31 protein-coding genes are annotated in these 17,952 nt (G+C 45.7%); 29 read left to right on the forward strand and 2 right to left on the reverse strand.

Annotation, left to right across the window (positions count from 1 at the left end; genetic code table 11):
* Positions 1 to 193 precede the first annotated feature (193 nt).
* From ACJJIP_RS07610 to ACJJIP_RS07620, 3 genes are all read left to right on the forward strand, one after another.
* Positions 194 to 532, forward strand: a complete 339-nt coding sequence (locus ACJJIP_RS07610; protein WP_020411296.1) for a hypothetical protein — start codon at positions 194 to 196, stop codon at positions 530 to 532.
* A 73-nt stretch (positions 533 to 605) separates the two neighbouring features.
* Positions 606 to 995, forward strand: a complete 390-nt coding sequence (locus ACJJIP_RS07615; protein ID WP_353376478.1) for a hypothetical protein — start codon at positions 606 to 608, stop codon at positions 993 to 995.
* 541 nt (positions 996 to 1,536) lie between these two features.
* Positions 1,537 to 1,941, forward strand: a complete 405-nt coding sequence (locus tag ACJJIP_RS07620; RefSeq protein WP_020411294.1) for a hypothetical protein — start codon at positions 1,537 to 1,539, stop codon at positions 1,939 to 1,941.
* Positions 1,942 to 2,711: 770 nt separating this feature from the next.
* Here the strand turns inward: ACJJIP_RS07620 and ACJJIP_RS07625 are convergent.
* Positions 2,712 to 2,894 carry a hypothetical protein gene (locus ACJJIP_RS07625; protein WP_353376477.1) on the reverse strand — a complete coding sequence of 61 codons (183 nt, stop codon included), beginning with the start codon at positions 2,892 to 2,894 and terminating at the stop codon, positions 2,712 to 2,714.
* 348 nt (positions 2,895 to 3,242) lie between these two features.
* Between ACJJIP_RS07625 and ACJJIP_RS07630 the strand changes: the two genes are divergently transcribed.
* The 18 genes from ACJJIP_RS07630 (at position 3,243) to ACJJIP_RS07715 (ending at position 12,451) form a co-directional block, all read left to right on the forward strand.
* Positions 3,243 to 3,677, forward strand: a complete 435-nt coding sequence (locus ACJJIP_RS07630; protein ID WP_444946572.1) for a hypothetical protein — start codon at positions 3,243 to 3,245, stop codon at positions 3,675 to 3,677.
* A gap of 128 nt (positions 3,678 to 3,805) precedes the next feature.
* Complete coding sequence (gene gpU, locus ACJJIP_RS07635) at positions 3,806 to 4,213, forward strand: phage tail terminator protein (protein ID WP_353376475.1); 408 nt, start codon at positions 3,806 to 3,808, stop codon at positions 4,211 to 4,213.
* A gap of 26 nt (positions 4,214 to 4,239) precedes the next feature.
* The gene (locus tag ACJJIP_RS07640) at positions 4,240 to 4,659 is read left to right on the forward strand and encodes a phage tail tube protein (RefSeq protein WP_353376474.1); all 420 of its coding nucleotides are present in this window, start codon (positions 4,240 to 4,242) and stop codon (positions 4,657 to 4,659) included.
* Positions 4,656 to 5,081 (forward strand): phage minor tail protein domain-containing protein, encoded by a 426-nt coding sequence (locus ACJJIP_RS07645; protein ID WP_353376473.1) that lies wholly within the window; start codon positions 4,656 to 4,658, stop codon positions 5,079 to 5,081. Before ACJJIP_RS07640 ends, ACJJIP_RS07645 begins: the two co-directional genes overlap by 4 nt.
* The gene (locus ACJJIP_RS07650; RefSeq protein WP_444946573.1) at positions 5,081 to 5,347 is read left to right on the forward strand and encodes a hypothetical protein; all 267 of its coding nucleotides are present in this window, start codon (positions 5,081 to 5,083) and stop codon (positions 5,345 to 5,347) included. Before ACJJIP_RS07645 ends, ACJJIP_RS07650 begins: the two co-directional genes overlap by 1 nt.
* 3 nt (positions 5,348 to 5,350) lie before the next feature.
* Positions 5,351 to 6,427: a phage tail length tape measure family protein gene (locus tag ACJJIP_RS07655; protein WP_444946574.1), complete on the forward strand. Its 1,077-nt coding sequence runs from the start codon at positions 5,351 to 5,353 to the stop codon at positions 6,425 to 6,427.
* The gene (locus ACJJIP_RS07660) at positions 6,424 to 6,777 is read left to right on the forward strand and encodes a hypothetical protein (RefSeq protein ID WP_444946575.1); all 354 of its coding nucleotides are present in this window, start codon (positions 6,424 to 6,426) and stop codon (positions 6,775 to 6,777) included. Before ACJJIP_RS07655 ends, ACJJIP_RS07660 begins: the two co-directional genes overlap by 4 nt.
* The gene (locus ACJJIP_RS07665; RefSeq protein WP_444946576.1) at positions 6,722 to 7,006 is read left to right on the forward strand and encodes a hypothetical protein; all 285 of its coding nucleotides are present in this window, start codon (positions 6,722 to 6,724) and stop codon (positions 7,004 to 7,006) included. The genes ACJJIP_RS07660 and ACJJIP_RS07665 overlap by 56 nt, the downstream gene beginning before the upstream one ends.
* A 42-nt stretch (positions 7,007 to 7,048) precedes the next feature.
* Positions 7,049 to 7,351: a hypothetical protein gene (locus ACJJIP_RS07670; protein ID WP_444946577.1), complete on the forward strand. Its 303-nt coding sequence runs from the start codon at positions 7,049 to 7,051 to the stop codon at positions 7,349 to 7,351.
* Entirely contained in the window at positions 7,287 to 8,252 is a 966-nt protein-coding gene (locus ACJJIP_RS07675; RefSeq protein WP_444946578.1) for a hypothetical protein, read from the forward strand. The genes ACJJIP_RS07670 and ACJJIP_RS07675 overlap by 65 nt, the downstream gene beginning before the upstream one ends.
* A 256-nt stretch (positions 8,253 to 8,508) precedes the next feature.
* Positions 8,509 to 8,802 carry a hypothetical protein gene (locus tag ACJJIP_RS07680; RefSeq protein WP_444946579.1) on the forward strand — a complete coding sequence of 98 codons (294 nt, stop codon included), beginning with the start codon at positions 8,509 to 8,511 and terminating at the stop codon, positions 8,800 to 8,802.
* Positions 8,803 to 9,121: 319 nt separating this feature from the next.
* A complete protein-coding gene (locus ACJJIP_RS07685; RefSeq protein WP_353376467.1) occupies positions 9,122 to 9,331 on the forward strand; it encodes a hypothetical protein in 210 nt (69 codons plus the stop codon).
* 122 nt (positions 9,332 to 9,453) lie between these two features.
* A complete protein-coding gene (locus tag ACJJIP_RS07690) occupies positions 9,454 to 9,765 on the forward strand; it encodes a DUF2695 domain-containing protein (protein WP_444946580.1) in 312 nt (103 codons plus the stop codon).
* A 108-nt stretch (positions 9,766 to 9,873) separates the two neighbouring features.
* Positions 9,874 to 10,236 carry a hypothetical protein gene (locus ACJJIP_RS07695; RefSeq protein WP_353376465.1) on the forward strand — a complete coding sequence of 121 codons (363 nt, stop codon included), beginning with the start codon at positions 9,874 to 9,876 and terminating at the stop codon, positions 10,234 to 10,236.
* Between the two features lie 243 nt (positions 10,237 to 10,479).
* Positions 10,480 to 10,779 carry a hypothetical protein gene (locus ACJJIP_RS07700; protein WP_353376464.1) on the forward strand — a complete coding sequence of 100 codons (300 nt, stop codon included), beginning with the start codon at positions 10,480 to 10,482 and terminating at the stop codon, positions 10,777 to 10,779.
* Between the two features lie 164 nt (positions 10,780 to 10,943).
* Entirely contained in the window at positions 10,944 to 11,216 is a 273-nt protein-coding gene (locus ACJJIP_RS07705) for a DUF7710 domain-containing protein (protein ID WP_020411276.1), read from the forward strand.
* Between the two features lie 93 nt (positions 11,217 to 11,309).
* Positions 11,310 to 11,732, forward strand: a complete 423-nt coding sequence (locus tag ACJJIP_RS07710) for a Rap1a/Tai family immunity protein (protein WP_353376463.1) — start codon at positions 11,310 to 11,312, stop codon at positions 11,730 to 11,732.
* Between the two features lie 419 nt (positions 11,733 to 12,151).
* Positions 12,152 to 12,451, forward strand: coding sequence for a hypothetical protein (locus ACJJIP_RS07715; RefSeq protein WP_020411273.1), 300 nt, complete (start codon positions 12,152 to 12,154; stop codon positions 12,449 to 12,451).
* Between the two features lie 212 nt (positions 12,452 to 12,663).
* Here ACJJIP_RS07715 and ACJJIP_RS07720 read toward each other — a convergent pair whose 3' ends face one another.
* Positions 12,664 to 12,846, reverse strand: a complete 183-nt coding sequence (locus tag ACJJIP_RS07720; RefSeq protein WP_169337089.1) for a hypothetical protein — start codon at positions 12,844 to 12,846, stop codon at positions 12,664 to 12,666.
* A 274-nt stretch (positions 12,847 to 13,120) separates the two neighbouring features.
* Here ACJJIP_RS07720 and ACJJIP_RS07725 point away from each other — a divergent pair, with 274 nt between their 5' ends.
* The 8 genes from ACJJIP_RS07725 (at position 13,121) to ACJJIP_RS07760 (ending at position 17,898) form a co-directional block, all read left to right on the forward strand.
* The gene (locus ACJJIP_RS07725) at positions 13,121 to 13,693 is read left to right on the forward strand and encodes a hypothetical protein (protein ID WP_353376462.1); all 573 of its coding nucleotides are present in this window, start codon (positions 13,121 to 13,123) and stop codon (positions 13,691 to 13,693) included.
* A gap of 31 nt (positions 13,694 to 13,724) precedes the next feature.
* On the forward strand, positions 13,725 to 14,513 hold the full coding sequence (locus ACJJIP_RS07730; protein ID WP_353376461.1) for an ATP-grasp domain-containing protein: 789 nt from the start codon (positions 13,725 to 13,727) through the stop codon (positions 14,511 to 14,513).
* A 104-nt stretch (positions 14,514 to 14,617) separates the two neighbouring features.
* A complete protein-coding gene (locus ACJJIP_RS07735; protein ID WP_444946581.1) occupies positions 14,618 to 15,061 on the forward strand; it encodes a hypothetical protein in 444 nt (147 codons plus the stop codon).
* A gap of 517 nt (positions 15,062 to 15,578) precedes the next feature.
* Positions 15,579 to 16,199 (forward strand): hypothetical protein, encoded by a 621-nt coding sequence (locus ACJJIP_RS07740; RefSeq protein WP_353376459.1) that lies wholly within the window; start codon positions 15,579 to 15,581, stop codon positions 16,197 to 16,199.
* Positions 16,200 to 16,260: 61 nt separating this feature from the next.
* Positions 16,261 to 16,578 carry a hypothetical protein gene (locus tag ACJJIP_RS07745; protein WP_353376458.1) on the forward strand — a complete coding sequence of 106 codons (318 nt, stop codon included), beginning with the start codon at positions 16,261 to 16,263 and terminating at the stop codon, positions 16,576 to 16,578.
* An 83-nt stretch (positions 16,579 to 16,661) separates the two neighbouring features.
* Positions 16,662 to 16,967: a hypothetical protein gene (locus ACJJIP_RS07750; protein ID WP_353376457.1), complete on the forward strand. Its 306-nt coding sequence runs from the start codon at positions 16,662 to 16,664 to the stop codon at positions 16,965 to 16,967.
* 142 nt (positions 16,968 to 17,109) lie between these two features.
* Positions 17,110 to 17,508 carry a hypothetical protein gene (locus tag ACJJIP_RS07755; RefSeq protein ID WP_353376455.1) on the forward strand — a complete coding sequence of 133 codons (399 nt, stop codon included), beginning with the start codon at positions 17,110 to 17,112 and terminating at the stop codon, positions 17,506 to 17,508.
* Between the two features lie 105 nt (positions 17,509 to 17,613).
* Positions 17,614 to 17,898, forward strand: a complete 285-nt coding sequence (locus ACJJIP_RS07760) for a hypothetical protein (protein ID WP_353376454.1) — start codon at positions 17,614 to 17,616, stop codon at positions 17,896 to 17,898.
* Positions 17,899 to 17,952 lie beyond the last annotated feature (54 nt).

The raw sequence follows: 17,952 nt of genomic DNA on the forward strand, positions 1-17,952 counted from the left end.
AAATACAGAGATATAAAGACGCTGCTTTATATCTATTTTTGTAAACTTGTGCCAATTTAAGCTAACCTATTGATTTAATAGGCTTTATTTCGTTTTTCAGGAAGGTGGGGCCAAGAATTATATAGCAGGGTGATATAAAGAAGCTTCTTTTGAATTAACTGTTATGCAGTAAAATCAGTAATCGAGGAAAAAAATGATTCAAGCATTATTGGCCAGCGGTATTGTTTTCGGCCTATTGAAGTTATTTGAGCGGGGTAAAGATCGTGGCTTAGATGGGTTTACCTCTATTGCCTTTGTTCTTGTTCCTGAATTGCTGATTTTTCTGGCAACAATTGGTACGGGCATAGCTGGAATTAATCAGCAATTTCTGGTCGCCCTGGTAGCGCTGTACTTTATCGTGCCAACACTCATGTTGCGGCTTCAGTTCGAGCTTTCATGGAAGCAGTCGGCACTTTATGGCTTACTGGTTTTGCTTGTAGTAGTAGCGGTAGATACCCTGTTCTATCTCCTGCTCAGTGCTGCCACTGCATAACAATCACAGGTAGTTTGCTACGGCCCTTCGGGCCTCCGCGGGACGTCCTACTTTGTGCGTTAGGTGAATAACTATGAATCAAGTTCTTATCAGTCTTGTATTTCTATTTGCTTCTAGTTTGGCGTTCGCCTGTACTGCCCCTAAAATGGGGCCTGAGTTTGATAAGCTCATCAAGGTAGAAAAAGTTGCATCGAATACGTTTCAGACGACTATTTCTATGAGTGCTGAGGGTTTAAATTACGGAGCTGAAGCAACTGTAGAGTACTATCCGGCTAATTCTGAGCACAGATTCGGTGAATATTCAAAAAGAGTTCATTTAAAAGAAAAAGGTACTGAGTATGTTTCTACTTTCGAGCTAAAAAAGATTGAAGGGCATATTCCATTCTTGCAAGTATTTTGGTATCCGGAAGGATGTTGTCTATGTGGTGCTTTCGGTAAATCAAATGACCTTACACTTGAGTGAACCACCTAACAAGTACATGTTGTCGGACTGGTTTTCCGCTGCGCTCCAAACCAGCCACAAATGCGAGCGTTATACGTAGAGTATGATTACAAACGTACTATTGACAATTTTAAGCAGCGCATTTCTGGTGTATCTCATCTCCAACTTTGTGATTTTGTTTCGTTTACTGAATGAAGAATGTAGTAATAGTTGGTTCATCCGAGCAGCTGGATTGTTTCTATTTTCAGGTAATTTTTTAACAGAGAAAGGAAAACCATTCCTTCGCTACTATTGGTTTTCTTTGCTTGGCGCGTTCATTTCGGTATCCCTAATAGTCGTAGTTGTCTACTTTGGAATTCCGGAGTTTAGAGAAGAGGTTGATACGATTTTTAGTCTGAGTATCAGGCCCAACGTATAACAATGCCGGGCAAGATGCTTCGGGCCTTCGGCCCTCCGCGGGGCAGCTTACCTTGTGCACGTGGTGCGCGGGTCGCTATGCTCCCATTTTCGTGCAACACGTGCACAAGGTAAGCTGCCCCTGCCGGCGGCGTTAAGGTTCACAATGATTCGAGCAAGTACTATCGTCATAATTCTTCTGCTTTCAGGGTGTGCGAGCACAAATGAGTTTGATGGCCACAATAATCATCACATCAGAATCGATGATGGGTTGTTCTATGTTAGGGAAGTCGCAGCTGGCAGAGTCTTTGAAAACTCTAAAAAGGTAAAGCTAGACTGGGAGTCCAAAGCAGCGGGGCTCTGTGGCGGCAAGTTTGAGAAAATGATTTATCAGGATGGCGAGCATCATTACATGGTCACGGATGCGGAAACATTCTTTCTGCCATTTGTAACAATGGCTGGTGCCCCAAGAATTGAGGGCGTAGTAAGGTGCGAGAGTTCGCCGTATACAACAGCTCAAGCAACGGAGGTCCTTGTTCGTGAAATGTACCTACTCCCAGAAAGACCCTAACAAATCAATCAATGTCACCCCGTTGGGGCTGGATCTCCGCACTGCGTGCTCCGGCCCATTATTGAGGCGTTATATGAGAGTGAGGGCCAAATGAGCATGGAATTTCTAGACAGTTTAATTTCGTATCTATATTACCCTTCTTTGGTAGCGCTGCTGTTATCCGCATTTCTAGCTCCTATTAGATTGGAGGGGCTATCAGCAGTATCTAAACTGGCGCGCTTCTTCGTCGGTATTTATTTGGGTATCACAGTTGCTGCCTGTTCTGCATTGTTCTCATTTTCATATGATGGCTGCTTCGAGAATTGTTCTGATAAAGTGGATGGTGAAATTGGTATCATATGGGCTAGCATAATCAATTATATGGGTTCAGTATTAATATTTAGTTTCCTCTCAAAAAGCTCACATAGCAAGCAAAGGCAAAGCGATGTATAAATGCGCGCTTGCTTTGTGCGATAAGTATCATGAGGGCAAATACTTGAATTCTAAAGTTCTCTTTGCTTGGGTTTGTAGCCTATCTACTGTAATTGTTCTTGGGTTTGCTCCAAGTTATTTTATGGCTTACGAGACGTTATCGTCTTTGCACCATATTCATGGACTGGTTGCATTTCTTTGGATTTCACTGCTATGTATTCAGTCATATTTGATAAATAGAGGAAGTTCCCTGATTCACAAGTATTTGGGTTGGTCCTCCCTTGGTGTAGCAGTCATTTTTATTATCACTTCGTCAAGGCTATATTTAAGTACTATAGAATTAGCTGTTCAGAAAGGGATTATTTTTCAATATGTGTATTGGGTTGATCTATTCCTAATACCTCTATTCGTATTTTTCTTGGTTTCCGGCTTTGTGTATCGAAAATCCCCAAAAAAGCACATGCTTTGTATGCTGCTAAGTTTAGTAGCAATATTTCCGCCAGGCCTGGGTCGGTTAATCTATGGGTTATTTCTTTATCCATTCAACGCTCCGATTAGGTATTTCTACGAGCCAATGATGCTTGTTACCTTAGGTATATTAATCTTCTTCGGCGTCCGAGAGCGCTGGAAGTATAGCCAGATTAAGGTGGCATTGACGGTAGTATTGGTCTCGTTTGTATCTTCATATTGGATAGTAACTTTCGGGGCTTTTGAGGTCGGGGCACGGTGGCTCGTCGGCATTTAACACGTGACTATAAATTGTGTTTTATGTGCTCCTCTTAAAATGTTATAAAGAAGCTTCCTTATGTGTGCTCGACTCGCAACAAGTTGCTCGCCTTTGCGGCGGGCGTTGTGTGTTCAAGTTTTAAAAGTGGTAACTTTCTGTAGATATGAAAAAATTTTTCCTTATTATAATTTCACTCTCCGTTGTGGGTTGTAATTCTGTCCTTGTAACGTATAAGCCACCTCAAAATAGTAATTTGACTAAATTGAAATTGCCAAAAGATGACAATACTTTATACAAGCTAAGTGAGCTAAACGAGAAAGGTTGTGCTGTCAACTTTAGAACTGTAAGGGCTGAAAGCTATTTGGATAGCGAAAATGTATATGTTCAAGCTAACAAAAGTATTGTGCTTCATGTGAATAAATCAGGTAGAACAATCTGTAGAGGCACTGAGGCTATGAGCCTAGAGAGTAATAAACACTATGAAGCGGATATATTTCCAGTTCGTCATTTTTGCCTCGTCTCCATCTACGATATTACTGATGGTAAGAAAGGCGAAAAGGTAGAGAATGCGAGTCTTAACGGTTGTGTGAAAGAGTAAATTTTAATTTTCTTTACATAGCTATTTGAATCGTCGATATCAAAAAGATAGCTAGTTAAAACCACAGTAGTTTTTTCAAACCCGCACCAGCGGGTTTTTTTATGCCCGAAATTCCTGGAGCCATCCCAATGACCCAACGCATCACCATCCGCGATGCGGTACTAAGTAAGCTAAAAACTCTATCCTGCTACAACTTCCCCCCGGCCGGTACCACAGAGAGTATCTGCCCGGAAAAGTTACCGGCGATTATTGTGGGCTTTGCGAATGAACCGATCGACCACCAAATGGACGGCGGCACCAGTCGGCAATTAGATCTCACTATTGCCGCTGTGGTGAAGAGCAGCGGAGACATTTATGTCGCACTGGATCAGGCAGCTGTAGATATTGAGAGCACATTGCAGGATTCCACTTTGGGCAGCACCTGTGACTTATTCCTACTCAGCCAAACCCAGTTTGCGCTCGATCAAGATCACCCGCTGGGCGAGGTGCGGCTTACCTACAGCGTCCAGTATTCCACCGAACCCACAGACCTTTAATTGAGCAACCCACAGAAGGCACAACGATGGCACAAGGTTATAAAACAAAATTTTCCCGCAGCGATGATGGCAACTCCTATACGCCAGTGGCGGGCATGTTGGATATCGACCCCGGCGAGGAGTCGCGCGGTTCTGTTGAGATGACCCCGATTGATGGTACCAGCGGGTATATGGATTACGACCCTTTTGGCTTACGTGATGCCGGTGAGGTCTCCATTACCTTGATCTGGAAAGAGAGTGATAGTGGCCAGCAGGCCCTGCGTGCTGATTACGACTCCGATACCAATAAACATTACAAAATCGAGTATCCCGAAGGTACAACGGTGGAATTAATCGCCCACATTACCGGCTGGGGTAAGGCGGTGCCCAAGGATGACAAGATTACCCGCACCGTGAAGTTCAAAATTTCCGGCAAGCCTTCGGTAACGGCAGGTGGTCAATCATGAATTCTATTCCTGCGCCTATTTTAGAATCCGAAACTGTTTTATTTGGCCAGCAGAAAGTAGAGCTGTTTGAGCTGAGCGCTTACCACCGCTGTGAATACATGCAAAAGACCACCGAAGATATTCCACTGCCACAGAATGAAGAGCTGCCGGAAACTGAACTGGAAAACTTCGGTCAGCTTTGGGCTTTCCAGCTGGGAGAGGTGAGCAAGAAATTGCTACTGGTTGCCTATGCGATTTGGATGAAGCCGGATTGTCAGGAATCACTGGAAGATATTCATCAGGGATTGATCCGCAGCGTTACCCCTAAGCTAATTGATGTGCTTTATGTACCTGCGACCAAGTTATCTGGTCTCTATGTAGAAGCATCCACTGAAAGAGAGAGCGGCGAACCAGAGAGCGAGGACAACGAAAAAAAAGGTTAGTGCCGGGCTTCCTCTTTGCCCGGCAGCTCGCGCGGGATTTTAACCGTCCCGACTATTTCAATATGTTGCGCTCCATGAGTTCTACCGAGTTCGACCACTGGTATGAATATCACTCTGAGCGTCCCCTAAATACCGAAGTCCAGCAGTGGCAGCTAGCCCACATTGCCGCCGGCACACTGGGTGGCAAAGTCTCTAACTTCCTACCTCAGCCGCACAAGCCAAAAACCGTGCAGCAACAAATCGCAATCTGGAACTCCATGAGCTGAGCAATGGCAAAACAAACTTCCATGGCCACCATGGTGGCAAACCTGGAGCTGCGCTCCACTCAATATAAGCGGGAGATGGCCCAGGCCGCCGCACGCAATAAGCAGCTCACCTGCGAGATAAAGTCCACCAGTGCCGCTGGTGATATGTTTGGTCGCTCGATGCGCGGTGCTGCTCAGGGCGTCGCCGCGATTGATGGCCCCTTAAGTGGGGTTTCCGGTCGAGTCGGTGCGCTCAATGGTCTGCTGACCACTGGTGCGGCCAGCTGGGTACTGCTTGGTGCCGGGGTGGCTGGTGTTACCGCTGTTTTTTACAAGAGCATCCGGGCTGCTGAAGCGATGGAGCGGCAACAGCTCAAGATTGAGGCGCTGTTAAGGGCCACAGGTAATGCCAGTGGACGCACTGCCCAGGAGTTGGATGAGCAGGCGCGCTCGGTGGCTCGTAATACCCTGGCGAGCGTTTCCGGTATCCGCGATGCGCAGGGTGTGCTGCTTACCTTTAAGTCAGTGCAAACCGACGTGTTTGACCAAGCCATTGTGCTATCGCAAGACCTGGCAGCAGTAATGGGTGGCGATGCCAAAAGTGCAGCGTTACAACTTGGTAAGGCGCTGGAAGACCCAGCTAGCGGCCTGACAGCACTGAAGCGTTCTGGTGTCTCGTTTACCGAGACAGAAAAAGAACAGATCAGGACCATGCAGGCGAGTGGCCAAGTTGCCGAAACGCAGCGCTTCATCCTGGCCAAGCTGGCACAACAGGTAGGTGGGGCTGGCTCCGGTGAGGCGGGCGGGCTTGCCGGGCAGGTCGATACTCTAAGCCAGAACTGGCAAGAGTTTCTGGAGGCAATGGGCAGGACCGAGGAGGCCTCCAAGAGTGTGGGTTTTGTCGCCGACACTGTGAGCAGGTGGCGCACCGTGTTGATGCCAACGGAAGCCGAGAAGAGCGCAGATAAATATTTCGAGCTGCAAGATAAGTATGTCGCGCATCAGAAGCTATTGGAGAAAGCGACCGCTCAAGGCGTAACGGCCCAGATTGAACAGCAGAGTTACTGGGTAGAAAAATACCGTGTGCAGCTGCAGAAATGAAAGATGCCGATCTAAAAGCGGCAATGGCGCGGCGGGAGGATCAGAAAAAAGCGGCAGAAGCAGCAGCGACGGCCAGGGAGCAGGCAGAAATTGACCGCGCTGCAGCTGAATTGAAGCGTCAACAAGATGCGGGCTCTCTGCAGTTGAGTCAGCTGGATCAATTTCTCGCCGACCAGAGTGGCAAGATTCAACTCGACCATGAGCAGCGGCTGCAACAAATAGCCGCGTTACAAATTTCTGAACAAGAACTTAGAAAGCGAGGTTTCGAATCTACCGAGGCATTGAGGGCTGAATATGCTGAGCGCGAGAAAGCACGCTATCAAATGGCCCTGGCTGAAGAGCAGGGGTGAGGGCGGCGGTAACCAAGCTGGCGCCGATGGCCTTACAGATGCAGAACGTCAGCGCATGGTGGCCCGTCTGGAAACCCTGCAGCTTTCCTGGCTTACCGAGATGGAACAATTACAGGTTCAGCAGGATGAAGAAATGGCCCTACTGGATCAGGCCTATGCCAGCAAAATATTCGCTCATGATGAATATGAACGCAAACTCACCCTTTTAGAAAACAAACATCGAAAGTAGCGCGAAAAGCTTGAGCAGGCTTCCAACAAAAGCGAGCTGAAAATGTTTACTGCCGGTGCCGGGCAGATCTTGTCTGCAGCCGCTGCCTACAACCAAAAAGCGGCAAAAGCTGAAATGGCTATGGCTGTTTTCTCTACTGGGGTTTCGCTAGTAAAGAATATTGCCAAGGCTTCTGAGATCGGTTTTCCACAAAATATTCCAATGATCGCCGGCGCTATCACTCAAGGGGTGCAGATTGCCGGCATGTTGTCATCGCTGAAAGCACCCGGTGGGGTTTCCGGTGATGCGGATCGCACCATGTATGCAGGTTTGGCTGGTTATGATGGTGCTGGCAAGCATTTGTAATGCTAGCGGTGCCGAGACATTTAGCAGTCAGCATTACATCCTTGCGTCCAACTTAAACATAGTGGGGCAGAGTTGGCAGACGCAGGTGGCCTATGTTAAAGGCAACGCTAGTGGCAATGCTGAATACAGTGGCGCTAGAGGAGCGAACCATATTGGCAACCCAGCCACGATGCAGGCGAATGTCCGTTTTATTACCCCAATTTTTTATTGCAATTATCCGGCTAAAACGGGTGATACCTTAATCGATTATATAAAAATCGATGTGGTGGAAGTGGAGGACCAGCGCAATCTGCCGATGATTCAATCTGGTATTGCCAGCCTGCCTACCAGTTCCGCGCTGTCCGGCTCAGATGATGGCAGTACCGCAAAAATCACGATTGCCGCGCATTCGGTGCAGTTTGGTTTCGGCATTGTTAATTACAACAGTGGCAGCATTACTGGGTTGTCCTTCAACACTAGGTACTACGTGTACTGCGATGATCCAGGCACTCAGGGCGGTGCGGTGACCTATTACGCAACTACCAACATTTACCAGCTGGCCGGTAACACCTGGCGCCGAAATGTAGGAACCATTAAAACCCCGAGCAATGGTGGTGGCACTACGGTCCCTAGAGATCCTTGGTGTGTTGCCGCAGGCAGTTGGCTGCGCGAAGGTTTACTTGCGGAAAACTGCGAAAGCGGAGACCTGATCGATTGCTGGGATACCGGCGACGAGGAAACCCATCTAAGCCCCATTATTGGCGGGGTAGATGCAGAGCCAGAAATACCCTGCGTATTGCTCACCACAACAAGCGGTGCCCAGGTAATTTGCAGCCGTGAAACCCCCGTTACCGACCGTGCAGGGCGGGTCTACGAGGCGCAGCACTGCCAGGGCGTTGAGCTGGTGGTTTTGCATGAATAGGAGCCGCTCACCTGGGAGCATGTCGAGCGGGTCGAGCGGGTCGAATGCGCTGGCCTGCGTACCGTGTACAAGGTCTCTGTAGGTGGCAAGAGCTATGCCGCCGGTATCGATCCCCAGCACCGCATCATCACCCATAACGGCGTACATAAATCTGATTAAGCAAAGGAATAGATAATGCCCAGTTTTTCCCCGATTACAGTGCTAGGCTTGGCAGTTCGCCTACACCATCGACGACGGCCACAGTGCCGGCACTATTGTGCGTGCAACGGTAACCCAGACCACAGAGCCCACTAATAGCGATGATCAGGCTGCTGCAGTACTTAAATGTACGATTGCCGTAATCGACAACCAAAACACAGTACAAACTGATGGTGCCGGTGATCTAATGTCCAGTGTTGATGTAACCACCAAGACTCTGCAGACCGATGCAGGCCAGCCGGTAAACGTTGCTGATCACGCTGCTGATTTAGTAGCGAGTTGTATTGTTGAGGTGGCCAACCGCTTAGCTGTGCATAACTCGATTGCGGCGATGTCGATACCGAGTGGGTGATACTGGCTGTGGTTTTCAGTATTGAAGTGGGCGTATTGCCGGTGCGAAAGCTCGAATTATAGAGCCATGGCTTACATCTACAGAAAGTCCCCCTAACTTATTGATTTAATTATGGGTAAAATGTGTTCAAGAGCGGGAGGTCGAACCAGACGACTTGAGCCGATGGCTCACTATCTCTGGTTGTTATTTAGGCAATAGTTTATAACCTGCTGTAAATAAAGGCTTTTCTGCGGAGCTTGGAGGCTCCCTCCCAGAAATAGTGGCCAAATGGATAGTGAGCCACTGGCTCATTAATAAACTGTTAAATGCCAGAGATAAAATGAGAGAAATTATCGATTTAAGTACGCTGCCAGAAATTGAGAGAGATATTTGCCTCAATGACTCTTGGTGCGACAAGTGCAACGAAGCAGATCTCGGCATCGTTAACCCAGAGTTGTACGTTGAAAATGGCCGCAAGTATATTAGCGGTAGTTGCAAAATTTGCGGCACAGAGTGCATTTCTGAAATCATAGAAAAACGAGTGGAGTAGCTGGCTATGTGCCACCAGTATTTAACAAGTTTAGGCAGCATCGCCCCTTCGGGGCTGGACCTCCGTTTCGGCGCTTCGCGCCTGCACTACGGCCGCAGCTAAAGGCGTTATGAGTCTTAAGTATGGATAAAGAGCAGAAAAAGAGATTAAAGGCTCAGTACAGACAGAATGAGCAAGATGAGATTTGTGTGTCTATCCCTATGGAGATTGACGAGTTAAAGGATTTACTTTCCTTTTTAAACCGTGAATCTGCTCCAGAATGCGATCACACTCTCAAAGAGACAGTTGCATTTCTAAAGTCTAAACAGATAGACCCAAAGGTGGTTGTTCCCTGGCTTGGTGAGCACGGCGGTTTCTGCGACTGCGAGGTTATTTACAACGTCTACGATGATGTTGGTGATATCGTAGGGTGGCACCTTGACGAAAACTCATAACAAGTTGCTCAAGTTCACTCCGGCCTTAAAAAGCGCGGCCTCCGTGGGACAGCCTACACTGCGTTTCGGCTGCCCCTTAGCAAAGCGTTATGCTCAAGTAGGAATGAAATGAATCGTATATTTCTCGCAATAATTTTGATTACCATTGGCGGTTGTGCGTCCCAAGAGGTGAGGGAAATAGAACTTCCTGAAATTATGAGTATTGAAGGAAAGAATTTCATTTCCGCGGCTGCATTCAAAGAACACGAATTAAGTATCACCAGGCCGGAAAGTGGCGAATTAGTAGTAAATATCCCTGAAAAAGAAGCACCATTTTACTGGACCTGTGGTGGAGTTTACTGGGATGGGCTCATTCAAGGCCAAAGCATATTGGAAGAGGCAGATTTAGTCTTGGACTTTAAAGGAGTCAAAGAGGTTTGGGTCCCTATGGAAGGTAAGCCCAAGAAACTTTATATTTTCGAGGTTCGCTAGCATAACAAGGCCGGGCAATTTGCTCCGGGCCTGCGGCCCTCCGCGGGACAGCTTGCTTTGTGCACCTTTTGCACAGGTCGCTTCGCTCCCATTTTCGCGCAAAACGCGCACAAGGTAAGCTGCCCCTGCCGGTGGCGTTATGAATTCATGAGAAATACTAAATCAATACTACTACTAGTTCTCTTGGGGCTGACCGCTTGTAGTAATAAGCCGTTCGGCGGGTTTATGCGAGGAGATGTGCCTATGGTTGTCGGTATGTTTGAAAATTACTATGGCAAGCATGTTCAAGTTGTCGGTTATATGTACAAACCGCCTAGAGGCAATGTTTTAGTATTAATCCCGTCAAAAGATCATATTAATTTACAGACACAGCCTCCAGCTAACATATTGAGTTTACTATTATTCTCCGACACAGCAATTAGAAATGGCAGCGTTCACTTAGAGATGGAAGGGTGTATTGGTAAGACTACCTATGTGTCTGGGCTAGTCGGCATTTTTTCTGGGTTACCTGCAATTGAAGAGATTCGTGAAGTGGCATGCTAAATGCATAACAAACGCAAGCAGGATGCTCCGGCCCTTCGGGTCCCCGCGGGACGCCTAACGCTATGCACATTTTGTGCGGATCGCTGCGCTCCCAGTTTCGCACAAAATGTGCATAGCATTGGTCGCCCCTGTTGCGGGCGTTATGTGTAAAAATGAGTATTCGGATGAAAGATAAGATATACGTATTTCATGGAGAGTCTGCGAGGTACACTTCGGCTGTATTTAGTGATCTCCCCAAGGCAGAGCAATGGATATCAGAAAATGAATTAACAGGAATGCTTACGCTTTATCCGCTTAATCAATCAGCATATGACTGGGCAATTGAAAACCAGTATTTTGAGCCTAAAAAAGAACATCAGTCATCATCAAAATTCATTGCCAGCTTTACATCAGCTTCTCAAGAGCATTATCACTATGAAAATGGCAAAAACTCATAACAAGTGGCGGCAATACGCAGCTTTTGGCTGTCGGACTCAGCACTATGTGCTTCGCCGTTGCGCCAGGCGTTCTGTGCAATTGAGAGTTCTGATATGAGATTTAAGAATGTATTTTTAGCTTTGGTACTTGTTTTAATGTCTCATAGCTCAATTGCTGCTGGTAACTTCGATACTTTAGTCAACGGATGTAAGGCTTACAGCTCGATTTATTTATTGAAGTCTAGGGTTCCAAATGAGGCAGATTTGATTGGTGTAGGATTTTGTTTCGGCTTTATCTCAGGCATCGTGGAAGGAGTAGATTTTTTTGATGGTAACTCTGACAATCCTCTGACTTGTCTTCCTGAGCAAGATATTTCAAATAAAGAGATGGTTAGTGTGGTTGTCGAATACATCAACAATAATCCTGAAACTGTTACTAAGTATCGTGAAAGTGGTGTCGCAGGTGTTGCTGATTTAGTCCGAAAAGCTTTTTACACTAAGTACCCATGTGCAAGTAGCACAGAACAAGGCAATTAACTCAGACCTCCGCTGCTGTGCAGCTCCGGCCGGTTATTGCGAGCGTTATGTGCTCCTAAAAAATTAGAAAGAGAAATATTTAATGAACGTGATATTTAGGGTAGTACTCATTGTCGCTTGCTTCTTTACAGCAGTAGCTTGCTATGTCTTCGGTGTTCCCGTAGGAGGCATATTCTTTGTCATTCTCGGGGTAACTTTCGAGGGCCTATTCTGGGCAGGAATATTTGGAAAAAAAAGAAAGTATCAAACCCGGAATCAAAATAGATAACGCCAGACCGATGCAAAGATCTTTAGCGTCAATGCTATAAACTGAAAATAGGTAGTTCCAATGGAAAGTCAAGCACATAACCAGGCCCAGCAAAAGGACGCGCTGAAAAGCGCCCGCCTTTGTGGGCAGCGTTAACTGCTAAGGAGAGTTGATGGACTTCGGCAAGATTGTCAAAGATACTGAAGGAATCGATCTTGATCTGTGGAGCGAGGTTATTTCTAAACATGAACTTCTTGAGCAAGCCCCGGATAGAAAGGGAGTCAATCCATTTACTCATGAAGAAGTAATATTTTCTGGTGTAGGGGTGGCATTCTACTGCGAGGGTGGTGAGAAAGCTGGCAATATCTGTTTCCAAGAAGGAGCATTGCTAACTACGGGAGTACCTATGTCCGTCTGTTCTGAGCTAGCCAAAATATTCAATGCGGTTGCATCTGAGGATGATCGCAGTTAACAAGCCGCAGCAATCGCTCCCGTTGGTCGCTGGGACAGCCAAAACGCTGCGCTTATTTGTCTGCTCCCGTGCGGGGCGTTATGCGAACTATTGCAATGAAGCTTGTAGTGATCTTAATTTCGGCTGTCTTTGCCATAGGATGTGACACTATACGAGGTGTCACCAGGGTCGCCTACTTCGAACCTGTGCCTGCCAGTGAGTGCGTCATCACTTCAGCCAAGTCCATTGAAGGCCTCACAGAAATAGAGTACGTCACAGAGAGCGGAGGAAGACCATTGACTCTCCATGGCATTGAGAAGGCGAATGTAATTCATCGCTACTGGTACACTTACAAAGGCATTGAAAACGACTTTTATTTCGTCGAATCGTACAATGGTGAGGTAGAATTCAGGCATGGGTACGGTTGTTTAAACTGTTACCCACCGCAGGAAGCAATAGACACAATTTATCCATTTATTATTGAAATGGAAAATCGGCTTCAAGAGCAATGTGGCGTAAGTAGTCTTTCATCCGGTGTGCAAGAGTTTTGTAGCGGTGTTAAATGTCCGAACGCGTAACAAGTTGCGCAAGTGGGACGTATTTTTAGTTGCTTCAATTTGTGCTTAAATAACACAAATCAAAACAACTAAAAACGCCCCTTAGCAAAGCGTTAACCCAGAGGAGTATTGAGTGAATTATGTGTTGATTTCAGCAATTGCTGGTTTTGTACTTGTGCTGATGCTTGGAGCCTCAAAGAATGCCAAGCCAATCTCTATGGAGAATGGGGATGTTTTTCTTACGTATGCGAATTCAATTAGAGGTGCCGGTCTCGCCCTTTCCATTATATCTATAGGTGGTTTATTTCTTACTCTTATCTTCGTTCCAATAAAGACAGAGTCAGATGCGCGAGCAGTTATTTGGCTATTCTCGGCAGCTTTTATCTTTACAGCTTATTTTTATATTGAATTTTTTACGGTAAAGATCACCCTGAAAGCCGGTGGCATTGCAGGAACATCAGGATGGCGAGGGCTCAGAGAATATAAGTGGAGCGAAATAGAAGAGATAACGTATTCACCGGTATCGATGTGGTTTACTATTAAGGCTACAGCCAAAGAACCTCTAAGAATTCACGCCTGGATTAGCGGGATAGATGAGTTTCAAAAGCATTATATGGCGAATTTAGAAAAGCAGATCTGGGTTTCAGCTTATGAAAGTGCATTGAAGGATGAAAGGGTTAACAAGCAAAGGCAGTCGGACCGCTAAAGCGCCCACTGCTTTGGGCGTTAGGCAGTAAATGAGTATGAGAATAATATTTCCGGCTGATCCATTAGGCGAAAAGCAAGCTGACGGCCCCTTTAGGGATGAGTATCTTTCACTCAAGTCTAGGGGAGTCGATTGCTCCCTATTTGATTACGACTCAGTTGAATTTGATGAGTTTCGCCCAAAACCGCAATTAAATAAGGGAGAGCTTATTTTATATCGTGGATGGATGATGAAACCGTCCGTCTATGAAAAACTCACATCAATGGTGGAGCGTAAAGGTGGAAAAATGCTCACCCCGCCTCAAAGCTTTATTCGCTCACACCATTTACCCTGCTGGTATGAGAGTTGTAAAAAATTAACACCAGAAACCATTTTTTCTGATTCAGAAAAGGATTTAGAGAAATTAGCCGATGATTTAGGTTGGGGGCGTTTCTTCGTTAAGGACTTTGTAAAGTCGAACTATAACGAGCGTGGTTCGATAGCTAATTCACCATCTGAAGTGCTAGAGATTGTAAGTCTTATTAAAGAGCACAGAGGAGAGATCGAGGGAGGTATATCACTAAGAAGAGTTGAGGAGTATCTCCCAGAAACCGAGCAAAGATATTTCGTTCTAAATGGAAGGGCATATTCAGCTGATGGAAATGTGCCTGATTTGGTCTCAGAGATATCAAAAATTCATGCGGCACCATTTTACTCAGTCGATGTAATTCAAAGGTCTGATGGTGTGTTACGGTTAGTAGAACTAGGTGACGGCCAAGTTTCCGATAAAAAGACCTGGGATCCAGATGTGTTTTGCCAAATGATCGCAGAAAATGCCTAACAAGTCAGTGATGTGCGCTCCAGGCTTGCAGCCTTCCGCCGGACTCGCTACGCTCGCCGCATACTGAGGCGTTATGAATACAGAGGAAAATATAGATGTGTTTTATGAAGAAACTTTTGATAGGGATTTCTGTTCTCGCAACGGGTTGTACTAGCCTTTCCACTGGCTTGAAATTGGTCACTGAAGGTTCCGAAATATCAGAGCTAAAAGTATTTCGGGAATCTGCATTTCAGAATGGAGCAATAAGCATGTATGTTGGCGAATCAGACAAATATTTCCTCAGGCTGAGGAGTGGGCAGTATGGTTCAGTCAAGATGAATTCAGGTATTCATACCATTCAAGCTAAGGCTGATGCTAGCCCGTCTTCTTCGATAGAAATAGAGCTAAAACCGAACGAGACAGCGTGTTTGAAGGGTAGCCCTAATAAAGCGGCTCTAGGTGCAGTAGTAATTCCGATTGTTGGCAACATGGTTCCATCATTCGTACTTACAGAAATAGAATGCCCTGCCGATCAGGCAGAAGAGGCCAATGGTAGTAGAAATTCATAACAAGCGACTCAAAAACCGCTCCACTTCGTTCCGCTGGACGCGCCTATCGGCGCGCCTTTTAGCCGGGCATTATGCATCTTTTGGGGAAGAATGTTGATTTTCTATTTTGTTGTTAGTTCTATAGCCTCAGTTATCTGGCTCGGTGGACTTGGTTATTTGCTGAAAATATCTTTAAATAAATCGAATACAAGAACCACGCATAGCTCAGGTTCGATATCCGTATTTTTTTCTGCTTTCGCTAAAGCTATATTCTTACCTACCAAAATTGGTAATTCAGCAGTAGAAATTAACGTTGCTAGGTTTAGCCTAGTGGTTCTTATTGTGTTTTTAGTAAGCTTTTATTTGTGTGTAAGGGAATTCATTCATATATATGCATAACAAGCCGCTCAAAGTTAAGCCGCGTTGCGGCTTGAACCTCCGTTTCGGCGCTCGTTTTTGGGTTAACGCTACGCTACACAAAAACGTTCGTCTTCACTTCGGCCCTTTAGCAGGGCGTTATGCGTAAAGGAAGTACCGAGTGAGTAATGAAGATTGGTATAGGAACGAAGAGTGGAGTGAAGAAATTGAAAGCATGTTCTTCGAGAAGCTTAAGCGTGCTCGCCGAAAAGAACAGTATTTGCGGATCCAGGCTTGTACCATTGCCAGCACAGAGCCTGATGTTGCACTTTCACTACTAGAACAATACTTCCAGCTAAAAGATGACTTCGATCATGCTCAGGCTTACTGTGATATGGCGACTGCATATATCGCTAAAGGTCAAATCAAAAATGCAATCAACTCTTTAATTAAGGCCTTAGAGCGAGAGTCGGTATTTCCAAATCTAAAAACCGAAGCATATATTCTCTACCCAATGCTCATCGTGGAGTATAAGCTTACTGACTTGTATCAGTCTGCCAACGAAGCCCTAGATGAGCATCAGGGGCGGGTAATGTTTCCCGTCGATCATTTTCGGTGGCATGCTGCAAAGGCAATCATTTCCGCGGATAGCGGTAACAACGAGCAGGCAGCGAATCATGCCGGCCAGGCACTTGACGCTGCTCAAATCAAAAAGTCAGGTTTTCGTTTTCATCAAAGCCTTGGCTTGGTGGGCAAAGAATATAAAGGCGTGGTGAATGAGCTTCGTGCCATATACGCATAACAAGGCGCTCAAACAAGGACGCGCTAACGCGCGCCGCTTAGCTTGGCGTTAGAAGTCAATTATGAAAATACATAGAATAGCTCCAGTTTTGTTTATGTTGCCTTTTACAGAGGCTATTGCGTGTATTGATCTAGCAATAAAGAATAATACTAAAAGCAAATTGTCAGTTGGGTTTGATGCTGCTCAGCTAAAACCATTGGTGAGTGGCGGTTTCGCTAAATTTGAAAATCCAGAAAAATTGCCCGTATTCATAGATAACAAGCATCAATTTTGTCTGTATATGGCAGAACCGCTCATAGAGGTGGTTGATACAGATAAACCTGGACAATATGAAGTACTATATGGCGAAGAGGTTCTAAAACCAATTCAATGCAAGTAACAACTTCTAACAAGGCAAGGCAAAATCGCCCTGCGGGCTGGACGCACTTCGTACGCCTTTGCTTGCGGCGTTATGTGTAAACGATGAAGAAAGTATATCTCTACGGTTTTAACGGTACGTACTCAGGAGAATCGAAATACAACTGGAGTCCTCCCGAGAAAGGAGATAGTCACGACTGTCTTCTTTTTCTTCGGCAAACCGAAGATGCAGTTTATTTCGAGGCCGCCACACTCGAAATTGCTAACTTCGGCTTTGTGGGTGTCAGCGATCTAAAAGGTAACAGCCTAAAAGTCGAGGCTTTAAATTCTGATCTTCATAGAGGGTTTAGGGGTTTTTACGAAAGTGCTCTTCACGATGGTAGTTGCCTTGTATTCTACCCAAACACATAACAAGCCGCAGCAATCGCTCCCGTTAATCGCTGGGACAGCCAAAACGCTGTGCTTATTTGTCTGCCCCTACGCGGGGCGTTAGGTGACTAAAGTGCGGAGTGTAATCATAGTTCTAGCATTAATCATGACTGGATGTGTACCAATGCCCCATTACAGTAATCTGACCCCTGAAATGACAGGAGAGGTAAAGGAGAATGGAGTACCAGCAAATAATCTGCCAATTCATGTCATATCAGGGAATGATTCGGATCACTGTGAGGGTAAAAGTGCCGAAACAACTACAAATGCTCAAGGAGAATTTTACCTAGCACCGCTTCAGCAATTTAATTTCACTTCTGTGATTATGGCTCATAGTTTCTTTCCATGGTCTGTTTGTGCAAAAAAGGATGATACATGGTTTCTTTTAGCAAAAGGGGAGTCATACGCACTTGTTGATAGTGGCCCTATGCAAAAATATCAAATAACTTGTAACAAAATACAGCCAGCAACTGAGTGTAAAGTCAATGAAGTTCTTCTCCAGAAAGCGTCATCTAACAAGTGACTATGGTTGCTCCATTTCCGTTGCTTTTAATTTGTACTTAAATGGCAAAAATCAAAAGCAACTACAATTCGCCGGTTGGCACGACGTTATGTGTAAGAGGATTTTATGGCACTTTTCGTATTGGGCCTTCTATCGGTGATAGTATTTTCCCCGTTAGTATTGCCTTGGGGTAAAAAACTACTGATCTATTCTGCTGCCGTATGGTTTTTATTGTGGCTTATGTTTTTCTTGCAGGCGGAGCGCGAAAGTAATCCGGCTTATGATTCAGGTATAGTAGGTGATAGTGCTGCGTTAGGTATTTCAATCTTGGTCTTTGCTATCGTAGTATTCGTACGTAGCTTAACTCATGTTGTCATGTATAAAGTTAAGGCTAATCGTAATCACACATAATAAGTGCGGGCACGATCGCAAATACTGCGTATTTGCTGGACCTCCGCCGCTTTG

This window comes from Microbulbifer variabilis, from assembly GCF_052467165.1.

What these genes read in the sequence shown, in the direction of transcription:
- ACJJIP_RS07660 (WP_444946575.1), top strand. Translation starts at nt 6,424, where the DNA reads ATGAAAGATGCCGATCTAAAAGCGGCAATGGCGCGGCGGGAGGATCAG.
- ACJJIP_RS07685 (WP_353376467.1), top strand. Translation starts at nt 9,122, where the DNA reads ATGAGAGAAATTATCGATTTAAGTACGCTGCCAGAAATTGAGAGAGAT.
- ACJJIP_RS07750 (WP_353376457.1), top strand. Translation starts at nt 16,662, where the DNA reads ATGAAGAAAGTATATCTCTACGGTTTTAACGGTACGTACTCAGGAGAA.
- ACJJIP_RS07760 (WP_353376454.1), top strand. Translation starts at nt 17,614, where the DNA reads ATGGCACTTTTCGTATTGGGCCTTCTATCGGTGATAGTATTTTCCCCG.
- ACJJIP_RS07625 (WP_353376477.1), bottom strand. Translation starts at nt 2,894, where the DNA reads ATGGATAAAGAAATAACCCATAGATTAACCGACCCAGGCCTGGCGGAA.
- ACJJIP_RS07730 (WP_353376461.1), top strand. Translation starts at nt 13,725, where the DNA reads ATGAGTATGAGAATAATATTTCCGGCTGATCCATTAGGCGAAAAGCAA.
- ACJJIP_RS07755 (WP_353376455.1), top strand. Translation starts at nt 17,110, where the DNA reads ATGCCCCATTACAGTAATCTGACCCCTGAAATGACAGGAGAGGTAAAG.
- ACJJIP_RS07690 (WP_444946580.1), top strand. Translation starts at nt 9,454, where the DNA reads ATGGATAAAGAGCAGAAAAAGAGATTAAAGGCTCAGTACAGACAGAAT.
- ACJJIP_RS07610 (WP_020411296.1), top strand. Translation starts at nt 194, where the DNA reads ATGATTCAAGCATTATTGGCCAGCGGTATTGTTTTCGGCCTATTGAAG.
- ACJJIP_RS07630 (WP_444946572.1), top strand. Translation starts at nt 3,243, where the DNA reads ATGAAAAAATTTTTCCTTATTATAATTTCACTCTCCGTTGTGGGTTGT.
- ACJJIP_RS07735 (WP_444946581.1), top strand. Translation starts at nt 14,618, where the DNA reads ATGAAGAAACTTTTGATAGGGATTTCTGTTCTCGCAACGGGTTGTACT.
- ACJJIP_RS07745 (WP_353376458.1), top strand. Translation starts at nt 16,261, where the DNA reads ATGAAAATACATAGAATAGCTCCAGTTTTGTTTATGTTGCCTTTTACA.
- ACJJIP_RS07665 (WP_444946576.1), top strand. Translation starts at nt 6,722, where the DNA reads ATGCTGAGCGCGAGAAAGCACGCTATCAAATGGCCCTGGCTGAAGAGC.
- ACJJIP_RS07615 (WP_353376478.1), top strand. Translation starts at nt 606, where the DNA reads ATGAATCAAGTTCTTATCAGTCTTGTATTTCTATTTGCTTCTAGTTTG.
- ACJJIP_RS07705 (WP_020411276.1), top strand. Translation starts at nt 10,944, where the DNA reads ATGAAAGATAAGATATACGTATTTCATGGAGAGTCTGCGAGGTACACT.
- ACJJIP_RS07655 (WP_444946574.1), top strand. Translation starts at nt 5,351, where the DNA reads ATGGCAAAACAAACTTCCATGGCCACCATGGTGGCAAACCTGGAGCTG.
- ACJJIP_RS07710 (WP_353376463.1), top strand. Translation starts at nt 11,310, where the DNA reads ATGAGATTTAAGAATGTATTTTTAGCTTTGGTACTTGTTTTAATGTCT.
- ACJJIP_RS07715 (WP_020411273.1), top strand. Translation starts at nt 12,152, where the DNA reads ATGGACTTCGGCAAGATTGTCAAAGATACTGAAGGAATCGATCTTGAT.
- ACJJIP_RS07670 (WP_444946577.1), top strand. Translation starts at nt 7,049, where the DNA reads ATGTTTACTGCCGGTGCCGGGCAGATCTTGTCTGCAGCCGCTGCCTAC.
- ACJJIP_RS07620 (WP_020411294.1), top strand. Translation starts at nt 1,537, where the DNA reads ATGATTCGAGCAAGTACTATCGTCATAATTCTTCTGCTTTCAGGGTGT.
- ACJJIP_RS07700 (WP_353376464.1), top strand. Translation starts at nt 10,480, where the DNA reads ATGGTTGTCGGTATGTTTGAAAATTACTATGGCAAGCATGTTCAAGTT.
- ACJJIP_RS07720 (WP_169337089.1), bottom strand. Translation starts at nt 12,846, where the DNA reads ATGCCTGAATTCTACCTCACCATTGTACGATTCGACGAAATAAAAGTC.
- gpU (WP_353376475.1), top strand. Translation starts at nt 3,806, where the DNA reads ATGACCCAACGCATCACCATCCGCGATGCGGTACTAAGTAAGCTAAAA.
- ACJJIP_RS07695 (WP_353376465.1), top strand. Translation starts at nt 9,874, where the DNA reads ATGAATCGTATATTTCTCGCAATAATTTTGATTACCATTGGCGGTTGT.
- ACJJIP_RS07640 (WP_353376474.1), top strand. Translation starts at nt 4,240, where the DNA reads ATGGCACAAGGTTATAAAACAAAATTTTCCCGCAGCGATGATGGCAAC.
- ACJJIP_RS07645 (WP_353376473.1), top strand. Translation starts at nt 4,656, where the DNA reads ATGAATTCTATTCCTGCGCCTATTTTAGAATCCGAAACTGTTTTATTT.